The 16617-nt window shown below is 70.9% G+C and carries 16 protein-coding genes; 10 read left to right on the forward strand and 6 right to left on the reverse strand.

The features are described 5' to 3' along the window. Positions 1–45 precede the first annotated feature (45 nt). From ACLB1G_RS01650 to ACLB1G_RS01660, 3 genes are read left to right on the forward strand one after another with little or no spacing between them, the layout of a single operon-like run. Positions 46–1338: a c-type cytochrome gene (locus tag ACLB1G_RS01650; RefSeq protein WP_491625435.1), complete on the forward strand. Its 1293-nt coding sequence runs from the start codon at positions 46–48 to the stop codon at positions 1336–1338. Beyond that, positions 1335–1799, forward strand: a complete 465-nt coding sequence (locus ACLB1G_RS01655) for a (2Fe-2S)-binding protein (protein WP_491625436.1) — start codon at positions 1335–1337, stop codon at positions 1797–1799. Before ACLB1G_RS01650 ends, ACLB1G_RS01655 begins: the two co-directional genes overlap by 4 nt. Then, positions 1796–4045, forward strand: a complete 2250-nt coding sequence (locus tag ACLB1G_RS01660) for a molybdopterin cofactor-binding domain-containing protein (protein WP_491625437.1) — start codon at positions 1796–1798, stop codon at positions 4043–4045. The genes ACLB1G_RS01655 and ACLB1G_RS01660 overlap by 4 nt, the downstream gene beginning before the upstream one ends. Before the next feature lie 8 nt (positions 4046–4053). On the opposite strand, the gene ACLB1G_RS01665 is transcribed toward ACLB1G_RS01660, so the two are convergent. Then, positions 4054–5148 carry an alkene reductase gene (locus tag ACLB1G_RS01665; RefSeq protein WP_491625438.1) on the reverse strand — a complete coding sequence of 365 codons (1095 nt, stop codon included), beginning with the start codon at positions 5146–5148 and terminating at the stop codon, positions 4054–4056. Positions 5149–5279: 131 nt separating this feature from the next. On the opposite strand from ACLB1G_RS01665, the gene ACLB1G_RS01670 reads away from it, so the two are divergent. Next, positions 5280–6215 carry a LysR family transcriptional regulator gene (locus tag ACLB1G_RS01670; protein ID WP_491625439.1) on the forward strand — a complete coding sequence of 312 codons (936 nt, stop codon included), beginning with the start codon at positions 5280–5282 and terminating at the stop codon, positions 6213–6215. Position 6216: 1 nt separating this feature from the next. Here ACLB1G_RS01670 and ACLB1G_RS01675 read toward each other — a convergent pair whose 3' ends face one another. Beyond that, on the reverse strand, positions 6217–7152 hold the full coding sequence (locus ACLB1G_RS01675) for a LysR family transcriptional regulator (RefSeq protein ID WP_491625440.1): 936 nt from the start codon (positions 7150–7152) through the stop codon (positions 6217–6219). Positions 7153–7247: 95 nt separating this feature from the next. Here ACLB1G_RS01675 and ACLB1G_RS01680 point away from each other — a divergent pair, with 95 nt between their 5' ends. The 3 genes from ACLB1G_RS01680 to ACLB1G_RS01690 all read left to right on the forward strand — a co-directional run bounded on the left by ACLB1G_RS01680 (position 7248) and on the right by ACLB1G_RS01690 (position 9697). Further along, the gene (locus ACLB1G_RS01680; RefSeq protein ID WP_491625441.1) at positions 7248–8456 is read left to right on the forward strand and encodes an MFS transporter; all 1209 of its coding nucleotides are present in this window, start codon (positions 7248–7250) and stop codon (positions 8454–8456) included. A gap of 132 nt (positions 8457–8588) precedes the next feature. Next, on the forward strand, positions 8589–9410 hold the full coding sequence (locus tag ACLB1G_RS01685) for an alpha/beta fold hydrolase (protein ID WP_491625660.1): 822 nt from the start codon (positions 8589–8591) through the stop codon (positions 9408–9410). A gap of 2 nt (positions 9411–9412) precedes the next feature. Next, complete coding sequence (locus ACLB1G_RS01690; RefSeq protein ID WP_491625442.1) at positions 9413–9697, forward strand: hypothetical protein; 285 nt, start codon at positions 9413–9415, stop codon at positions 9695–9697. Here the strand turns inward: ACLB1G_RS01690 and ACLB1G_RS01695 are convergent. Beyond that, complete coding sequence (locus ACLB1G_RS01695; RefSeq protein ID WP_491625443.1) at positions 9621–11189, reverse strand: methyl-accepting chemotaxis protein; 1569 nt, start codon at positions 11187–11189, stop codon at positions 9621–9623. The genes ACLB1G_RS01690 and ACLB1G_RS01695 overlap by 77 nt on opposite strands. A gap of 202 nt (positions 11190–11391) precedes the next feature. Between ACLB1G_RS01695 and ACLB1G_RS01700 the strand changes: the two genes are divergently transcribed. Further along, positions 11392–12366, forward strand: coding sequence for an MBL fold metallo-hydrolase (locus ACLB1G_RS01700; RefSeq protein WP_491625444.1), 975 nt, complete (start codon positions 11392–11394; stop codon positions 12364–12366). A 19-nt stretch (positions 12367–12385) separates the two neighbouring features. After that, positions 12386–13012: a response regulator transcription factor gene (locus tag ACLB1G_RS01705; protein ID WP_491625445.1), complete on the forward strand. Its 627-nt coding sequence runs from the start codon at positions 12386–12388 to the stop codon at positions 13010–13012. 1 nt (position 13013) lies between these two features. Here ACLB1G_RS01705 and ACLB1G_RS01710 read toward each other — a convergent pair whose 3' ends face one another. Together ACLB1G_RS01710 and ACLB1G_RS01715 are read right to left on the reverse strand one after the other, a co-directional pair. Then, entirely contained in the window at positions 13014–14153 is a 1140-nt protein-coding gene (locus ACLB1G_RS01710; protein ID WP_491625446.1) for an FAD binding domain-containing protein, read from the reverse strand. 102 nt (positions 14154–14255) lie between these two features. Continuing rightward, positions 14256–14984, reverse strand: a complete 729-nt coding sequence (locus tag ACLB1G_RS01715; protein WP_491625447.1) for a hypothetical protein — start codon at positions 14982–14984, stop codon at positions 14256–14258. A gap of 275 nt (positions 14985–15259) precedes the next feature. On the opposite strand from ACLB1G_RS01715, the gene ACLB1G_RS01720 reads away from it, so the two are divergent. Further along, positions 15260–15910: a hypothetical protein gene (locus ACLB1G_RS01720; protein WP_491625448.1), complete on the forward strand. Its 651-nt coding sequence runs from the start codon at positions 15260–15262 to the stop codon at positions 15908–15910. A 75-nt stretch (positions 15911–15985) separates the two neighbouring features. Here ACLB1G_RS01720 and ACLB1G_RS01725 read toward each other — a convergent pair whose 3' ends face one another. Beyond that, complete coding sequence (locus ACLB1G_RS01725; protein WP_491625449.1) at positions 15986–16606, reverse strand: response regulator transcription factor; 621 nt, start codon at positions 16604–16606, stop codon at positions 15986–15988. Positions 16607–16617 lie beyond the last annotated feature (11 nt).

Below are 16617 nucleotides of genomic sequence, written 5' to 3' on the forward strand. Positions count from 1 at the left end.
CTGTTTCGACAATGGGCCGGTGACACCACACGGAGGTATACCGACATGAACAAGAAGCTGATTGGCGTGGCCGTCGGCGCGGCGGCCCTGGCGGCCGCCACGCTGTATGCCTGGACCGGCGAACCCGCCATCGCCCCGGTGCCCCCGCCGCCGCAGGCCTCGGCGCAGGCGATAGCGGCCGGCGCCCGCGTGGTGGCGCTGGGCGACTGCATGGTCTGCCACACGGCCGCCAATGGCGCACCCTATGCCGGCGGCCTGCCGCTCAAGACGCCCTTCGGCACTATCTACACCACCAACATCACGCCCGATCCGCAGACCGGCATCGGCGCCTGGTCCAGGGACGCCTTCCAGCGCGCGCTGCGGCGCGGCGTGGCGCGCGACGGCCACCTGCTGTATCCGGCCTTCCCCTACATCCATTACACGCGCCTGTCCGACCAGGACATCGCCCTGGCCTACGATTACCTGATGTCGCGCACGCCCGTGCGCTACACGCCGCCGCCCAACGACCTGGTCTTCCCGCTCACCATACGGCGCCTGCTGGCCTTCTGGAACGTGCTGTATTTGCGGCCCGGCGACAGCAGCATCCCCGCACGCCAGGATAGCCAGGTCGAGCGCGGGCGCTACCTGGCCGATACGCTGGGCCACTGCGCCTCCTGCCACAGCGGCCTCAATCCGATCGGCGGAGAACGCCATCCCCCATTTGGCGGAGGACAGGTGGACGGCTGGGACGCGCCCGCCCTGACCCGCCTCGCGCACGGCGCCGCGCCCTGGAACGCGGCCGAACTGTCCGACTACCTGCGCGGCGGGCTGTCGCTGGCCCATGGCGCGGCCAAGGGCCCGATGCGGCCCGTGACCGAGCGCCTGGCCGAAGTGCCCGCCAGCGACGTGGACGCCATCGCGGCCTGGCTGATGTCCATCCAGGAGCCGCCGGCGGGGCCGGTGGGCGGCACCGCCGCGCCGCCAGCGCACGCCGGCGGCTTGCCGGGGCCCTCCGCCAGCGCTGCGGCCAACGCCCGGGGCGCCACCCTGTTCGCCGCCGCCTGCGCCGGTTGCCACAGCATCCCGGCCGCCATGATGCGCCTGGGCGGGCGCCCCGCGCTGGCGCGCAGCAGCGCCTTGGCCAACGCGGCGCCCAGCACCTTCATCCAGACCGTCCTGCAGGGCATACCCTGGACGCCAACGCCGGGCAGCGCCTACATGCCGCCGTTTGCCGACGTGCTGACCGATGAACAGATCGCCAGCCTGGCCGCCTACGTGCGCGCCGACCTGGCCGGCCGTCCGGCCTGGACGAATGTCACCCAACAAAGCGCCAAGCTGCGCAAGGAGTACCAGCCATGAGCACCAAGGTCACCATCAACGGCCGCGCCCAGCGCCTGCAGGCCGATCCCGCCACGCCGCTGCTGTACGTGCTGCGCAACGAGATGCAGCTCAACGGCGCCAAGTTCGGCTGCGGCATGGGCCAGTGCGGGGCCTGCACCGTCATCGTCGACGGCAAGCCCGTGTTTTCCTGCCTGACGCCGCTGGCCGCGCTGGAGGGCCGCTCGGTGCGCACCGTGGAAGGCCTGGGCAGCGCCGCCAAGCCGGGCAAGCTGCAGGCAGCCTTCATCAAGCACCAGGCGGCCCAGTGCGGCTATTGCATCGCCGGCATGATCATGCGCGCGCAAGCGCTGCTGGACCAGAATCCGCATCCCACCGACCAGGAGATCAAGCGCCACATGGAGCCCAATTTGTGCCGCTGCGGCACCCACCACCGCATCCTGGCCGCCATCCGCGACGTGGCGCAGGGAGCAGCGGCATGAGGCCCGTGGCCGACAGCGCGGGCCGCCGCGCCTTCATCAAGGGCGGCGCCCTGCTGCTCAGCTTTTCGCTGCTGCCGCAACTGGCGCGGGCCGAGTTCAACGCCATGGGCGTTCCCGCCGTGGCCAACCCCAGGCTGCCGGGCAGCCTGAAAAGCACGCCCATGCTCGATGCCTGGATACGCGTGGCCAGCGACGGCTCGGTGACGGTCTGCAGCGGCAAGGTGGAACTGGGCACCGGCCTGCGCACGGCGCTGATGCAGGTCGCCGCCGAGCAGCTGGAGCTGACGCTGGACGGCATGCGCTTCATCGCCGGCGACACCAGCCTCACGCCCAACGAGGGCTTCACGGCCGGCAGCCACAGCGTGGCCGACAGCGGAACCGCCCTGCTGCATGCCTCGGCCCAGGTGGCGGCGCTGCTGCGCCAGGGCGCGGCCGCGCAGTGGCGGGTGGCGCCGGCCAGCGTGCAGTTGCGCGCCGGCCGCGTGCATGGCGCGGACGGCCGCAGCATGCATTACGGCGAGGCGGTCGCAGGCATCGAGCTGCACCGGCCGGCTACGGAACAGTCGCCGCTGCGCGCGCCGGGCAGCTACCGCCTGATCGGCAAACCGGTGCAGCGGGTAGACATCCCGGCCAAGGTGACCGGTGGCGCCGCCTACGTGCAGGACATGCGCCTGCCCGGCATGCTGCACGCCCGCGTGGTGCGCCCGCCCCGTCCCGGCGCACGCCTGGCGGCGGCCGACCTGGACGCGATACGGCGCCTGCCGGGCGTACTCAAGGTGGTCCGCGACGGCAATTACCTGGCCGTGATCGGCGACGACGAATGGCGCACGGTGCAAGCCATGCAGGCGCTGTACGCCGGCGCGCGCTGGGAAGGCGGCGCCGAGCTGCCGCGCCCGGACCAGATCCACGCCGTGCTGCGCAAGCTGCCCTCGCAGGACATCACCATCGCCAACCGTGGCGCGGTGGGAGCGGCTGGCGCCACGGCGCCAGCCGGCGCGCGCGCCGTGCGGGCCGAGTACACCAAGCAGTACGTGCTGCACGGCTCCATCGGCCCCTCATGTTCAGTGGGCCTGCTGGACCGGGAGGAGCTGACCATCTGGACCCATACCCAGGGCGTCTACCCGCTGCGCATGGCGCTGGCGGAGCTGGTCAGGATGCCGCCGGAGCGGGTGCGCTGCATCCATACCGAGGGCGCCGGCTGCTATGGCCAGAACGGCGCCGACGACGTGGCCGCCGACGCCGCCCTGCTGGCCTGCGCCATGCCGGGGCGGCCGATCCGCGTGCAGCTGATGCGCGACCAGGAGAATATGTGGGAACCGTACGCGCCGGCCATGGCCACCAGCGTGCACGCGGCCCTGGGCGCGGACGGCAAGGTCAGCCACTGGGACTACGAGCTGTGGAGCGGCTCGCACAATGAACGCCCTGGCAACGCCGGCAAGCTGGTGCCCGCCTGGCTGCTGGCGCAGCCGATCGCGCCCACGCCGTCCGAACCCATGCCGCAGCCGGAGGGTGGCGGCGACCGCAACGCCATCCCGCTATATGAGTTTCCCAACCAGCGGGTGGTGAACCACTTCCTGCCGGTGACGCCGCTGCGCACCTCGGCCATGCGCTCGCTGGGCGCCCACCTCAACCTGGTGACCATAGAAGGCACCATGGACCAGCTGGCCGCGCTGGCCGGCGCCGATCCGGTGGACTTCCGCCTCCGGCACCTGGAAGGCCAGCCGCGCGCCCAGGCCGTGATACGGGCGGCGGCCGCCAGGTTCGGCTGGGGCGCAAGGAAGCCGCCCCAGTACCATGGCTATGGCTTCGGTTTCGGCCAGTACAAGAACATCATGGCTTACGTGGCGGTCGCGCTGGAACTGGCCTGGGACCGCGACACCGGCCTGGTGCGCATCGTGCGGGTGGCGGCCGCCGCCGACTGCGGCCAGGTGGTGAACCCGGACGGCGCGCGCAACCAGCTGGAAGGCGCCATCATCCAGTCCTCCAGCTGGACCCTGTATGAGCAGCTGCGCTACGGACCGCAGGGCGTGGCCAGCATCGACTGGGCCAGCTACCCCATCCTGCGCTTCCCGGCCATGCCGGAGCGCATCGAGGTCGAGCTGCTGGACCAGCCGGGCGCGCCCTTCCTGGGCGTGGCGGAAGCGGCCCAGGGACCGACGGCGGCGGCGCTGGCCAACGCCCTGGCCCAGGCCAGCGGCCAGCGCCGCCACGCGCTGCCGCTGCTGTCCCCGCCGCTGCGGGGCTGAGCATGGACTCAATCGAGCGCCGGATAGTCCGTATAACCCTTGGCGCCGCCGCCGTAGAAAGTAAAGGGATCGGGCGTGTTGAACGGCCCATCCTGGGCGATGCGGCGCACCAGGTCCGGATTGGCCACATACTGGCGCCCGAAGGCCACCATGTCGGCCCGGCCCTGCGCCACCAGCGCCTCGGCCTGGTCCGGCGCCAGGCCGGCGTTGGCGATCAAGAGGCCCTGGTAGTTGGCGCGTATCAGCTGCAGCAGGCGCGGCATGTCGGCCGTGCCGCCCCAGGCGTTGGTGTCGGCGCCGTGCACATAGCCTATGCCGTACTGCTGCAGCATGCGCAGCACATAGGCATAGGTCTGGTCGGGCCGGTCGTCGATGGCATTGTTGTACAGCGCATAGGGCGAGATGCGCACGCCCACGCGCTGGGCCGGCAGCACGTCCAGCACCGCTTCGACCACCAGGCGCAGGAAGCGCGCCCGGTTGTCCACACTGCCGCCGAATTGGTCGCTGCGGCGGTTGACGTGGGGAGACAGGAACTGCTGCGGCAGGTAGCCGTTGGCGGCGTGGATTTCCACGCCGTCCATGCCGGCCAGCAGCGCATTGCGGGCGCCCTCGCGGAATTCCGCCACGGCCTGGTGAATCTCTTCCACCGTCATGGCGCGCGAGGGCGAGGCGGCGATGCGCGCGTAATAGCCATTGCGCAGCGCGCCATACACCTGCAGCAGGCCCAGGTCCTCGTTCACGCCGGATGGCGAGAGCGGATCGCGGCCCTGCAGCACGGCGTAGCTGCCCACCCGTCCGCCATGCCACAGCTGCATGAAGATGCGGCCGCCGCCGGCGTGCACCGCCTCCGCCACACGGCGCCAGCCCGCCACCTGGGCTGCGCTGTGGATGCCTGGCGCCAGCTCGAAGGCAGCCGAATTGGGCGAGACATTGGTGGCCTCGCTGATGATCAGGCCGGCCGAGGCGCGCTGGGCATAATATTGCGCGTTGAGCGCGGTCGGCACGCCGCCCTCGCCGGCGCGGGCGCGGGTAACGGGCGCCATGGCGACGCGGCTGCTGAAGGTCAGGTCGCCCAGGGTGGCGGCTTGCAGGAGGTGTTTCATGTGGGGCTCCGGGTTGATTGCGATGGAGCCACTGTAGCGGGCCGGCGCCGCCGCGATAAGACGGTGGCCGCCGTCAACACCCTTGCGCAGCGCGCAAAGGCCATGGCCAAGGGCAAGGACAAGGACATCGTATGGACAGGTTCTCTGAATTGAAGGCGTTTTGCCTGGTGGCCGCCTGCGGCGGCTTTTCGCCGGCCGCGCGCCAGCTGGGCGTGGCCACTTCCTCGGTGACGCGGCTGGTGGATGCGCTGGAACAGCGTCTGGGCGCGCCGCTGCTGAACCGCTCGACCCGCAGGGTGACCCTGACCGACAGCGGCCAGCAGTACTACGACAGCGCCCTGGCCATCCTGTCGCAGCTGGAGGCGGCCGACGACACCGCCACCGCCCACCAGGGCGAGGCGGCCGGCCTGCTGCGGGTCACGGCGCCGGTCACCTTCAGCACCCTGTACATCGCGCCGCTGCTGGGCGAGCTGGCGCGGCGCCATCCCCGCCTGCAGCTGGAACTGCAGCTCTCCGACACCGTGAGCAACATGGTGGACGACGCCATCGACGTGGCCATCCGCATCGGCACCGCGCAGCAGCAGCCCAACCTGATCGCGCGCCGCCTGGGCGGGCACCGGCGCGTGATCTGCGCCAGCCCGGCCTACCTGCGGGAACACGGCACGCCGCGGCAACCGTCAGACCTGCTGGGCCATAACTGCCTGCTGTTCTCCTATGGCGGCACGCGGCGCGGCTGGCGCCTGCGCGAGCCAGCGTGCGACGGCCAGGGCAGCGCTGAACCCGAGGCCTGCATCGACCTGCCGGTGCGCGGCACCCTGGCCGTCAACAACTCGGAAGTGCTGCGGCGCGCGGTGCTGGACGGCGTCGGCCTGGCCATGCTGCCGGAATGGCTGGTGCGCGCCGACCTGGCCTCGGGCGCGCTGCTGCCGGTGCTGTCCCGCTACCAGGCCAATCCAGGCGAGATGGACATCGCCCTGTACGCCATGTACGCCGCCAACCGGCGCGGGTCGGTCAAGATCAAGGCCTTGGTCGACCTGCTGGCCGAGCGCCTGCCCGCCGATGGCTAGCCTAGAGGCGCAGGTCGGGGTCCTGCTCGAACAAACCCGCCAGCCAGGCCGCGAACACGCTCAGCTTGGGCGACGCCATGCGACCCTGCGGATACAGCAGCGACACCGGCATGGGCGTGGGCACGGCCTGCGGAAGTACCTCCACCAGCCGCCCGGCCGCCAGGTGCGGGCGCGCCTGGTAGCTGGCGGCCTGCACCAGACCCAGGCCCTGCAGGGCGCAGCTGATGTAGGCGTCGGCGTCGTTGACGGCCACCGGCCCGCTGATGGCGCTGCTGCGCACGGCGCCGTCCGGCCCCATCCACTCCCATTCGAAGGGGCGGCCGGTGCGGCCGGAAAAGTGCACCACGCACTGGTGCCGCTCCAGCTCCTCCACCGCCAGCGGGGTGCCGTGGCGTTCCAGGTAGGACGGCGCGGCGCAGGTGACGAAGCGCATGGTGCCCAGCTGGCGTCCGACCATGGACGAATCCTGCAGCTGGCCGACGCGCAGCACGCAGTCCATGCCCTCCTGGGTCAGGTCCACCAGGCGGTGCGTGAGGCTGATGGCCAGCTGCACCTCGGGGTAGGCGTGGTGGAATTCCGCCAGGCGCGGCACCACCAGATGGCGGCCCAGCGCGCCCGGCAGGTCGACCCGCAGCTTGCCCCGGGGACGGCGCGCCTCCGGCCCGCGCAGGGCCTGTTCGGCGGCCTCGATGGCGCTCAGGATTTCCACGCACTGGCGGTAGTACTCGGCGCCGTCCGGGGTGAGCGACAAACGGCGCGTGGTGCGCTGCAGCAGCTGGGTGCCAAGAAAGGCTTCCAGGTTCTTCAGGGTAGCCGTCAGCGCCGCGCGCGGCAACTCCAGCGTTTCGGCGGCCTTGGTGAAGCTGTTGGCCTGCACGATGCGCACGAATGTCTGCATGGCCTTGACCTTGTCCATGGGGCTCCCGGAATTGTTCATTAAATGTGAAAAGTATAGGGCGATTATGCCCTGATTATCTGCGGCCCGCTTTTGTCTACACTGGCCGCATCCCCTACCCAATCAAAGGAAACGACATGAAACCGCATGAACCCGACATCTCGCACGGCATGGTGCTGCTGCTGGCCATCGCCTCCGGCCTGATCGTGGCCAGCCTGTACTACTCGCAAACCCTGGTGGGGCCGATCAGCGCCGCCACCGGCCTGTCCACCGGGGCGGCCGGCCTGATCGTGACCCTGACCCAGGTCGGCTACACCCTGGGCCTGCTGTTCGTGGTGCCGCTGGGCGATTTGCTGGAAAACCGCCGCCTGATCGTCAACGCCCTGCTGTTCACGGCCGTGGCGCTGCTGGTGGCCGCCTTCGCCACCACGGCCTGGGTGTTCCTGGCGGCGGCCCTGGCCATCGGCCTGGGTTCGGTCGCGGCCCAGATCCTGGTGCCGTTCGCGGCCCACCTGTCGCACGAAGCCACGCGCGGCCAGACCGTGGGCAAGGTGGTCAGCGGCCTGCTGCTGGGCATTATGCTGGCCCGTCCTGCCGCCAGCCTGATCGCCGACCATAGCAGCTGGCACGTGGTGTTCGGCGGCGCCGCCGTGGTGATACTGGCGTTGGCCGCCATCCTGCGCGCCCGGCTGCCCGAGCGCGTGCCGGCCGCCCCGCTGCCCTATGCGCGGCTGATCGGCTCGCTGTGGACGCTGTTCACCACCACCCCGGTGCTGCGCCGCCGCGCCGCCTACCACGCCGGCCTGTTCGGCTCCTTCAGCCTGTTCTGGACCGTCACTCCGCTGATGCTGGCCGGCCCGCAGTTCCACCTGTCGCAGACCGGCATTGCCATTTTCGCCCTGGTGGGCATGGCCGGCGCAGTGGCCTCGCCCATCGCCGGCCGCCTGGCCGACGCCGGCCACACCCTGCCCGCCACCGCCGCCGCCCTGCTGCTCGGCGTACTGGGCTTCGCGCTGCCGATGATCGCTCCCGGTTCGCGCAACGTGGCCCTGGTGCTGCTGGTGGCGGCCTCCATCGTGCTGGACATGGGCGTGGCCGGCAACCTGGTGCTGGGCCAGCGCGCCATCTTCACCCTGGGCGCCGAGGTGCGCAGCCGCCTGAACGGCATCTACTTCGCCCTGTTCTTCGCCGGCGGCGCGCTCGGTTCGGCGCTGGGCGCCTGGGTCTACGCGGCCCATGGCTGGCACGCCGCCCTGCTGACCGGCATGGCCTTCCCGGCCCTGGCCCTGCTGTACTGGGTCACTGAATATGCGCAACATGCGATGCAGGGACGAAAGCTGGCCTAAAGGCGGATATCCCTTCGTATAGCTAGACGCGGCCCGGCGCCTTGCCGAGAATGGGTCGCAGGGGCCGGACAGCGTTCCGGCCCTTTCCCGTTCAACGCACACCAAGGAAACGCCATGACCGCTACCCGCACCATCAACACCGTCACCGTCAAGGACGGCACCCTGATCCATTACACCGACTGGGGCCACGGTCCGGCTGTCGTCTTCAGCCACGGCTGGCCGCTGCAGGGCGACGCCTGGGAAGACCAGATGCTGTTCCTGGCCGAGCATGGCTACCGCGTGGTGGCCCACGACCGCCGCGGCCACGGCCTGTCCAGCAAACCCTGGCACGGCAACGACATGGACACCTACGCCGACGACCTGGCCACCGTGATCGAAACCCTGGACCTGACCGGCGCCACCCTGGTGGGCCACTCCACCGGCGGCGGCGAAGTGGCGCGCTACATCGGCCGCCACGGCACCGGCCGGGTGGCGCGCGCCGTGCTGGTGGGCGCCGTCACCCCGCGCATGCTGGTCGGCGACGACAATCCGAACGGCGTGCCGATGGAGGTGTTCGACGGCATCCGCAGCGCCGTCAAGGCCGACCGCTCGCAATACTTCAAGGACCTGACCCTGCCCTTCTACGGCTACAACCGCGAGGGCGCCAAGGTTTCGGAAGGCGTGCGCGACAACTTCTGGCTGCAGGGCATGCAGTGCAGCATACGCAGCGCCTACGCCTGCATCAAGCAATTCTCGGAAAGCGACTTCACGGAAGATTTGAAGAAGATGACCATCCCGACCCTGGTGATCCATGGCGACGACGACCAGATCGTGCCGCTGGCGGCCACCGCGCGCCGCGCCGCCGAGCTGCTGCCCCAGGGCGAACTGAAGGTCTACGCCGGCGCCCCGCACGGCCTGCCGACTACCCACAAGGACCAGCTCAACGCCGACCTGCTGGCCTTCCTGCGTTCCTGAGCATGGATGACGACGGCGACGGCGAGCACGCGTTGCGGCGCGCGCTGGCGCATGAGCTCAACCAGCCGCTGGCCGCCATTGCGCTGCACGCGCGGGCGGCCAGCCTGTGGCTGAAGAAGCCAACGCCCGATGTGGGCCAGGCGCTGGCGGCGCTGGAGCAGCTGGCCGCCGCCGTCGATGCATGCGGCGCCGCCGTGCGGGACATGGCTGTCAGGCCAGGCGCGGCGCCTGCGGCGCCAGGCGGAAGCGCCCCACCAGGCCGGCCAGCAGGCCGGCCTGTTCGCTGAGGCTGACGGCCGCCGCCGCGGCCTGTTCCACCAGGGCCGCATTCTGCTGCGTCACGCCATCCATCTCGGCAATGGCGGTGTGGATGTGGCTGATGCCGGTGCTCTGCTCGCTGGAGGCCGCGCTGATGCCGGCCAGGATGGCGCGCATGCGCGCCACGCTGTCCACCACCTCGTCCATGGTGCCGCCGGCGCGCGCCGCCTTGCCGGCGCCCTCCCCCATGCCCTGCACCGAGGCGTCGATCAGCAGCTTGATCTCGCGCGCGGCCGCCGCGCTGCGCTGGGCCAGGCTGCGCACCTCGGCCGCCACCACCGCAAACCCCTTGCCCTGCTCGCCCGCGCGGGCCGCCTCCACCGCCGCATTCAGCGCCAGCAGATTGGTCTGGAAGGCGATGCCGTCGATGACGGAGGTGATGTCCTCGATGCGGCCGGCGCTGGCGTTGATGTCGCCCATGGTGCGCACCACGTCCGCCACCACTTCCCCGCCACGGTGCGCCACCTCGCCCGCGTCGCCGGCCAGGCGGCTGGCCGCACGCACATGGTCGGCGTTGCGGGCCACGGCCTGGGTCAGCTGCTCCATGGAGGCCGCCGTCTCCTCCAGCGAACTGGCCTGGGTCTCGGTGCGGGCCGACAGGTCCTGGTTGCCGGCGGCGATCTGGGTGGAGGCGGTGGCGATGGTGTCGGCGCTGTGGCGTATCGCCCCTATCATCGAGGCCAGGTTGTGCTGCATGGTCTTCATTGCGTGCAGCAGGCTGCTGTCGTCGCCCGGCGCGGTGGCCACCGCCATGCCCAGGTTGTTGGCGGCGATCTGGCGCGCCACCTCCACCGCATATTCCGGGCTGCCGCCCAGGGCCCGCTGCAGGCTGCGGTTGATGGCCGCAACCACCAGCGCCAACAGCGCGCAGGCCAGCGCCGTCCAGCCCAGGGCACGGTACAGCGAGGCGCGGAAGGCAGCCTCGATGTCGTCGGTGTACACGCCCGTCACCAGGGCCCAGCCCCAGGGCTGGTAGCTCACCACCCGGCTGAGCTTGGTCGATACCTCGCGCCCCGGGCGCAGCCAGCCATAGGACAGGAAACCCTCCCCGGCCGCGCTGGCGGCGATCTGCGCCACCTCGCGGAACACGTAACGCCCGTCAGGGTCGCGGAAGTCCAGCATGGATCTGCCATTGATGGCCGGATTGCCGGGATTCTGGATCGCGCGGCCATCCACACCAAGGATGGCCACGTAGCCGTCCTCGCCGTAGCGCAAGCTGGCCAGCACCTCCCGGGCGCGGGCCTGGGCCTGCTCGCGGTCCAGGCCCATGGCACGGGCGCTGTCCGCGATGCCGCGCACGATGGACAGCGCGGCCTGGTCCACATGCCGCAGGTCGGTGCGGCGCTCCTCATAGCCGGCCGTGCGGCTCTCGAAGGCGTGCAGCACCGACAGCGCGCAGACGCAGGACAGGCCGGCCGCCAGCGGCAGCCACAATTTCTGGCGAAAACTCAGTTTTTTCATGATGAACTCCTTGGGGACGATAGCGGCAGGGTAGCCCGCGCGCGGCGCGCGGACCATCCACACCGGGCGCGCAACTGTTTTGCGCCCCGCGCAATGGAGGTTGGGCCCGCCCTATCCCTAGGTATAACTAGGCGCTGGCGCTGGAATTTTGCAGAATGTGCCACATCGGGCGCCGCGCGCGCCGCCACCGCCAGGACACCCCATGCCACGCACCATCACCAAGCTGCTGATTTCCCTGCTGGCCGCCGCGCCGCTGCTCGATTATCCCGGCGCCGCGCGCGCGGCCGCGCCCCAGGTGCGCACCCAGGCGCCAGGCTACTACCGCATGATGCTGGGCGACTTCGAGATCACCGTGCTGTCCGATGGCACCCACGCCTTCCCCATCGACAGCGTGATGACCAACATCACGCCGGCCACCATCGCCGCCGACCTGTCCCTGGCCCGCCTGGCCCAGCCCGTACAGGGCTCGATCAATGCCTTCCTCATCAACACGGGGAGCAAGCTGATACTGGTCGACAGCGGCGCCGGGGTGCTGTACGGCGACTGCTGCGGACGGGTGCTGGCCAACCTGCGCGCCGCCGGATACCGGCCGGAACAGGTGGACGAGATCCTGCTCACCCACCTGCACAAGGACCACGCGGGTGGCGTCAGCGCCGGCGGCGCCCCCGCCTTTCCCAACGCCGTGCTGCGCCTGGAACAGCGCGAGGCCGATTACTGGCTGAGCAGGGAGCAGCAGGCCGCCGCGCCGGAATTCCTGCGCAGCTTCTTCGACGCCGCGCGCGCGGCAGTCCAGCCCTACCGCGACGCCGGCCGCTTCCAGCCCTACTCCGGCTTCGGCCAGCTGGAGCCGGGCATACGGGCCCTGGCCGCGCCCGGCCATACCCCGGGCCATGCCGCCTACCTGGTCGAGAGCCGCGGACGCCAGCTGCTGGTCTGGGGTGACATCGTGCACGTGGCGGCCCTGCAGTTCCCCAACCCGGAAGCCACCCTCAAGTACGACAGCGACGCGGCCGGCGCCGCCGCCACGCGCCGCGATCTGCTGCAACTGGCGGCCCGCCAGGACATCGTGGTGGGCGCGGCCCACATCGCCTTCCCCGGCCTGGGCCGCATCCGCCAGGACGGCGCCAGCTACCAGTGGCTGCCGCTGAACTACGACGGCGCCCCCGCCGCCAACTGACACCGCCAAGGAGTCCGCCATGTCCATCCGCGTCATGATCGCCGACGACCACGCCCTGCTGCGGGCGGGCATCGTCTCGGTACTGTCGTCCAACGAAGGCATAGAACTGGTGGCGCAGGCCGGCAACGGCCAGGAAGCCATCGACGAGTTCCAGCGCGTGCGGCCGGACGTCACCTTGATGGACCTGCACATGCCGCTGCTGGGCGGCTACCAGGCCATGCTGGCGATACGCGCGCTGAACCAGCGCGCCAAAGTGATCGTGCTGACCGGCGACCGCGGCGACGCCCAGATCCAGCGCGCCCTGAACGCGGGCGCCGCCGGCTACCTGCTCAAGGGCGAAGGCCGCATGGAACTGGCCGAGGCCATCGAGTCGGTGCACGCGGGCCGCAAGTACATTCCGCCCCAGGTGGCCATGGAGGTCGGCGCCTGGCTGGGCGCCAACGCCCTGTCGGCGCGCGAGATCGACGTGCTGCGCCTGGTCGCGCTGGGCAATTCGAACCGGGAAATCGGCGCCGAACTGGGCATCCGTGAGGAGACCGTCAAGACCCACGTGAGCGCCGCCCTGGTCAAGCTGCACGCCCGCGACCGCACCCACGCCGTCACCATCGCCACCCGGCGCGGCATCCTGGCCGAGTGCGCGATCTGACTCATTGCGGGCGGCCCATGCCCATCAGCCGGTCGCCCACGTGGATGCCGGACTGCATCAAGTGCTTCCCGAGACGCAGCGCGAACGGCTGCCAGCGCCGCAGCGCGGCGTCGATGTCGCCATCGCCCGACAAGGCGCGCGCCAGCGTCATCGCATTGTCGGCCGCCTTGGCCGCGCCGCCCGCCGTGTGCGGCCGCACCGTGAAGGCGGCGTCCCCAGTCAGCACCACGCGGCCATGCACCATCTGCGGCACCTGCACGTCCTGTATCACCTGCATGAAGGGCTGGTCGGTCGCTTCCACCAGGGAGGCGAACGACGGCGCCAGGATGCGCCCGGCGTCGGCGCGCAGTTGCGCGGCTTGCAGCTCGCCCATGGCGCCGGGCGGCAGCGTGCCCTCGTGCAGCTGGCCATCGGCGCCGGTGAGCGCTGCGTCCAGCTGAGGACCGGCCGGAATGCGCCGGTACCAGACCCAGTTGCGGCGGCGCCGGCCCGGCTCCATGGCGCCGTCCGCGCCCGGCACCAGGTACTGCAGCAGCATGTGGCCGGTCTCGTGCTGGAAGCTGAAGCTGTCCGCCAGCACGGCCGCCGCTTGCGGCGCCAGGGCCGATTCCGGCGCCAGGCCGCGCCAGGCCACATAGCCGGCGTAGCGCGGCGCCAGTTCCGGATAAAGCTGGGCGCGCACGGTGGAGCGGGTGCCGTCGGCGGCCACCAGCAGGTCGCCCCGGGCCGTGTGGCCATCGTCGAAATGCGCGCTCACACCGCCGGCGTCCTGCTCGAAGGACACCAGGCGCCGGCCCCGGTGGATGACGCCGGCCGGCACCGCCTGGTTCAGGGTGTCGTACAGCATGGCCCACGAGGTCTGCATCTGCGGCATGGACTGGCGGCTGATCACCTCATCACGCGGGTTCAGGTAGATGCGGTCCGGCGACAGCACGCCCAGCGGACGCGGATAAGTCACGCCGGCCGCCTCCAGCGCCTTCTCGGCTTCCGGCTGCAGCACCAGGCCGCCGCCCCGGCTGCCGAGCAGGCTGGTGGAGCGCTCATACAGCTGCACTTCCCAGCCGATGGCGCGCAGCGACACGGCCGCATACAGCCCGCCCAGCGATGCGCCTATGATGATGGCGGTTTTTTGCTTGTTCATGGTGACCTCCCGTTGCTGGTTACATGCTTCCAATGTAAGGCCGCAAGGCGCCGGCGATAAGCGGTCCGTGACGCACAGCTGCGTTGCGCCCTGCGCAAGGACTCAGCTCCGCCTGGCGGCCAGCCTGGCGCGCGCCAGCAGGCTGGCGGGATCCTGGTCCTGCAGGGCGCGCCGCAACTGCGCGCCGGCCTCGGGCAGCGCCGAACGCCGGCTCCAGAACAGCGATACCGCAGTGCGGCGCAGTTCAATGGCGCTCCACGGCCGGGACAACCGGCCATGGCGCGCGAAGCAATCGCAGGCGGTGCCCGGGATCACCACCGCGTCCAGTCGGCCGGCCTGGAACATGCGCCAGCCCTGCAGGTGGCTGCCGGTCTCGTACGCCCGCGCCCCCAGCGCGGCCAGTTCGGCCGTGGCCAGCCCGGTCCAGCGCAGCTGACCCACCGTGGCGCCGCGCAGCACATCCGGATGCGCGCCCTGCGGCAGCACCAGCAACACCCGCTCCGGACCCAGCACCATGATCTCGTCCGCCTGGCGCAGCAGACGCTCCGAGGCAATCGCCACCATGGCGTCCAGAGAGCCGCCTTCAAGGCCGCTGAGCACGCGGGCGTAGGGCGCCAGGTACGGCACCAGAACCTGGCCGCTGGCCGCGCCGAGCGCACGCACCAGTTCAATGAAGGGTCCGCGCACGCCGGAGGGGGTGTGCAGCACCCAGGGTTCCAGGTCCGGCAGGCCGACCAGCGGCCGTGGCGGCGCACCCGCGAGGCACGGCAGCGGAATGGCGGCCGCCAGGTAGCGCAGGAAGCGGCGGCGCTCTGTTGTGTTGATGTTCATGCCGGTGTCCTTTCACGGGAGACCGGTTGACGCTCCGCCCCCGGGGACAATGTAACGGCCCGGGGCCGGCGCCGGAAGATGCGCCGCCCGCGCAACTGCTTTGCGTTACGCGCAAAAGCCAGCCCCCTTCCTCCATTGAGTGGGGACGTCTCCCTCTTTTGGGAGAGCTGCCGGCCGGGCGCCTTGGCGACAATTTCGGCATGAGCATAACGCATGGTGGCGCGGATGGGCCGGCGCCGCAACCAAGCCCGGCACTCCGTGACGCGGCGGCCCGCTTGACACGCCTGCTGGCCTGCTTGCCGGCGGGCGCCAGCGCCGCCACCCTGGCGGCGCTGGCCGGCCACGCCGGACAAAGCCGGCAAGCGCGGCAGCTGCTGGACCGGCTGGTGGCGGACGGAACGCTGGTACGCCACGGCCAGGTGTACGCCCATGCCGACGCCGCACTGCGGCTGGCCGAGTACCAGTCCATGGAGCCGCCGCAGCGCCAGGCGCTGCACCTGCGCCTGGGCCGCCGCCTGCTGGAGGAGTCCGGCCATCCCGGCGCCACGCCCGCACCGGCCGTGCTGTACGCCATCCTGGAGCAGCTCAACCGCGCACACGATGCCATGCCCATGCAGGCCGAGCGTTCGCAGTGCGCACAGCTCAACCTGCTGGCCGCACGCGCGTCCCGACAGGGAGGCGACTGCGCTGCGGCGCTGTCCTACCTGCGCGCCGGCTGGCGCCTGCTGGGCGAGGATTGCTGGCAGCGCCACCATGCGCTGTCATTCTCGCTGCTGCTGGAACAGGCAGCCTGCCTCGGGCTGCTGGGCCGCCATGCCGACGCCCGCGCCGCCGCTACCGAACTGCTGCGCCGCGCCGACTCGGAACAGGACCGGCAGCGCGCGCAGGAAGCCCAGCGCGCCCTGCAGGACGGTGCCGCCACTTAGAGGACGTTTCAACTTGAGCGTGGCCAGGCGCAGCTCCCGGGACCGTGGGCCTGCACGGCGAGCAGCTGCGTCCTCCTAGCGGCGCTTGCTCTGGATGATGCCCAGCCGCTCCGCGCTACGCACCAGGTCCGGCATGGAGCGCGCCTGCATCTTGTCCATGACCTTGCGCTTGTGGACCTTGGCCATGATCTCGCTGATGCCCAGCTCCATGGCCACCTGCTTGACCAGCAGCCCGCCTATCACCAGGCCCATGACTTCGCGTTCGCGCGGCGTCAGGCTGTCGTACCGGCGGCGCAGCTCGGCCAGCTCATTGCGCGCGCCCTGGCTTTTCTCGTGCGCGGCCAGGGCCGCGGCCACCGCCTCCAGCAGCTGCTCCGGCTCCACCGGCTTGGTCAGGAACTCGATGGCGCCTGCGCGCATGGCCTGCACCGTCATGGGGATGGAACCGAAGCCGGTCAGGAAGATGACCGGCAGTGCGCAGCCGCGCGCCGCCAGTTCGCGCACCGCCTCCATGCCGTCGACCCCGGGCATCTTCATGTCCAGGATCAGGCAGGCCGTGCAGTCCGGTTCAGGCAGCGCCAGGAACTCGCGCGCGCTGGCATAGGCCCGCACCGCATAGTCCTCGGCTTCAAGCAGGCGCGCCAGCGCGGCGCGCACCGCGTCGTCATCATCCACCACATACACCGTTTGCTGCATCAACCCACCAT

This window comes from Duganella kummerowiae, from assembly GCF_053572355.1.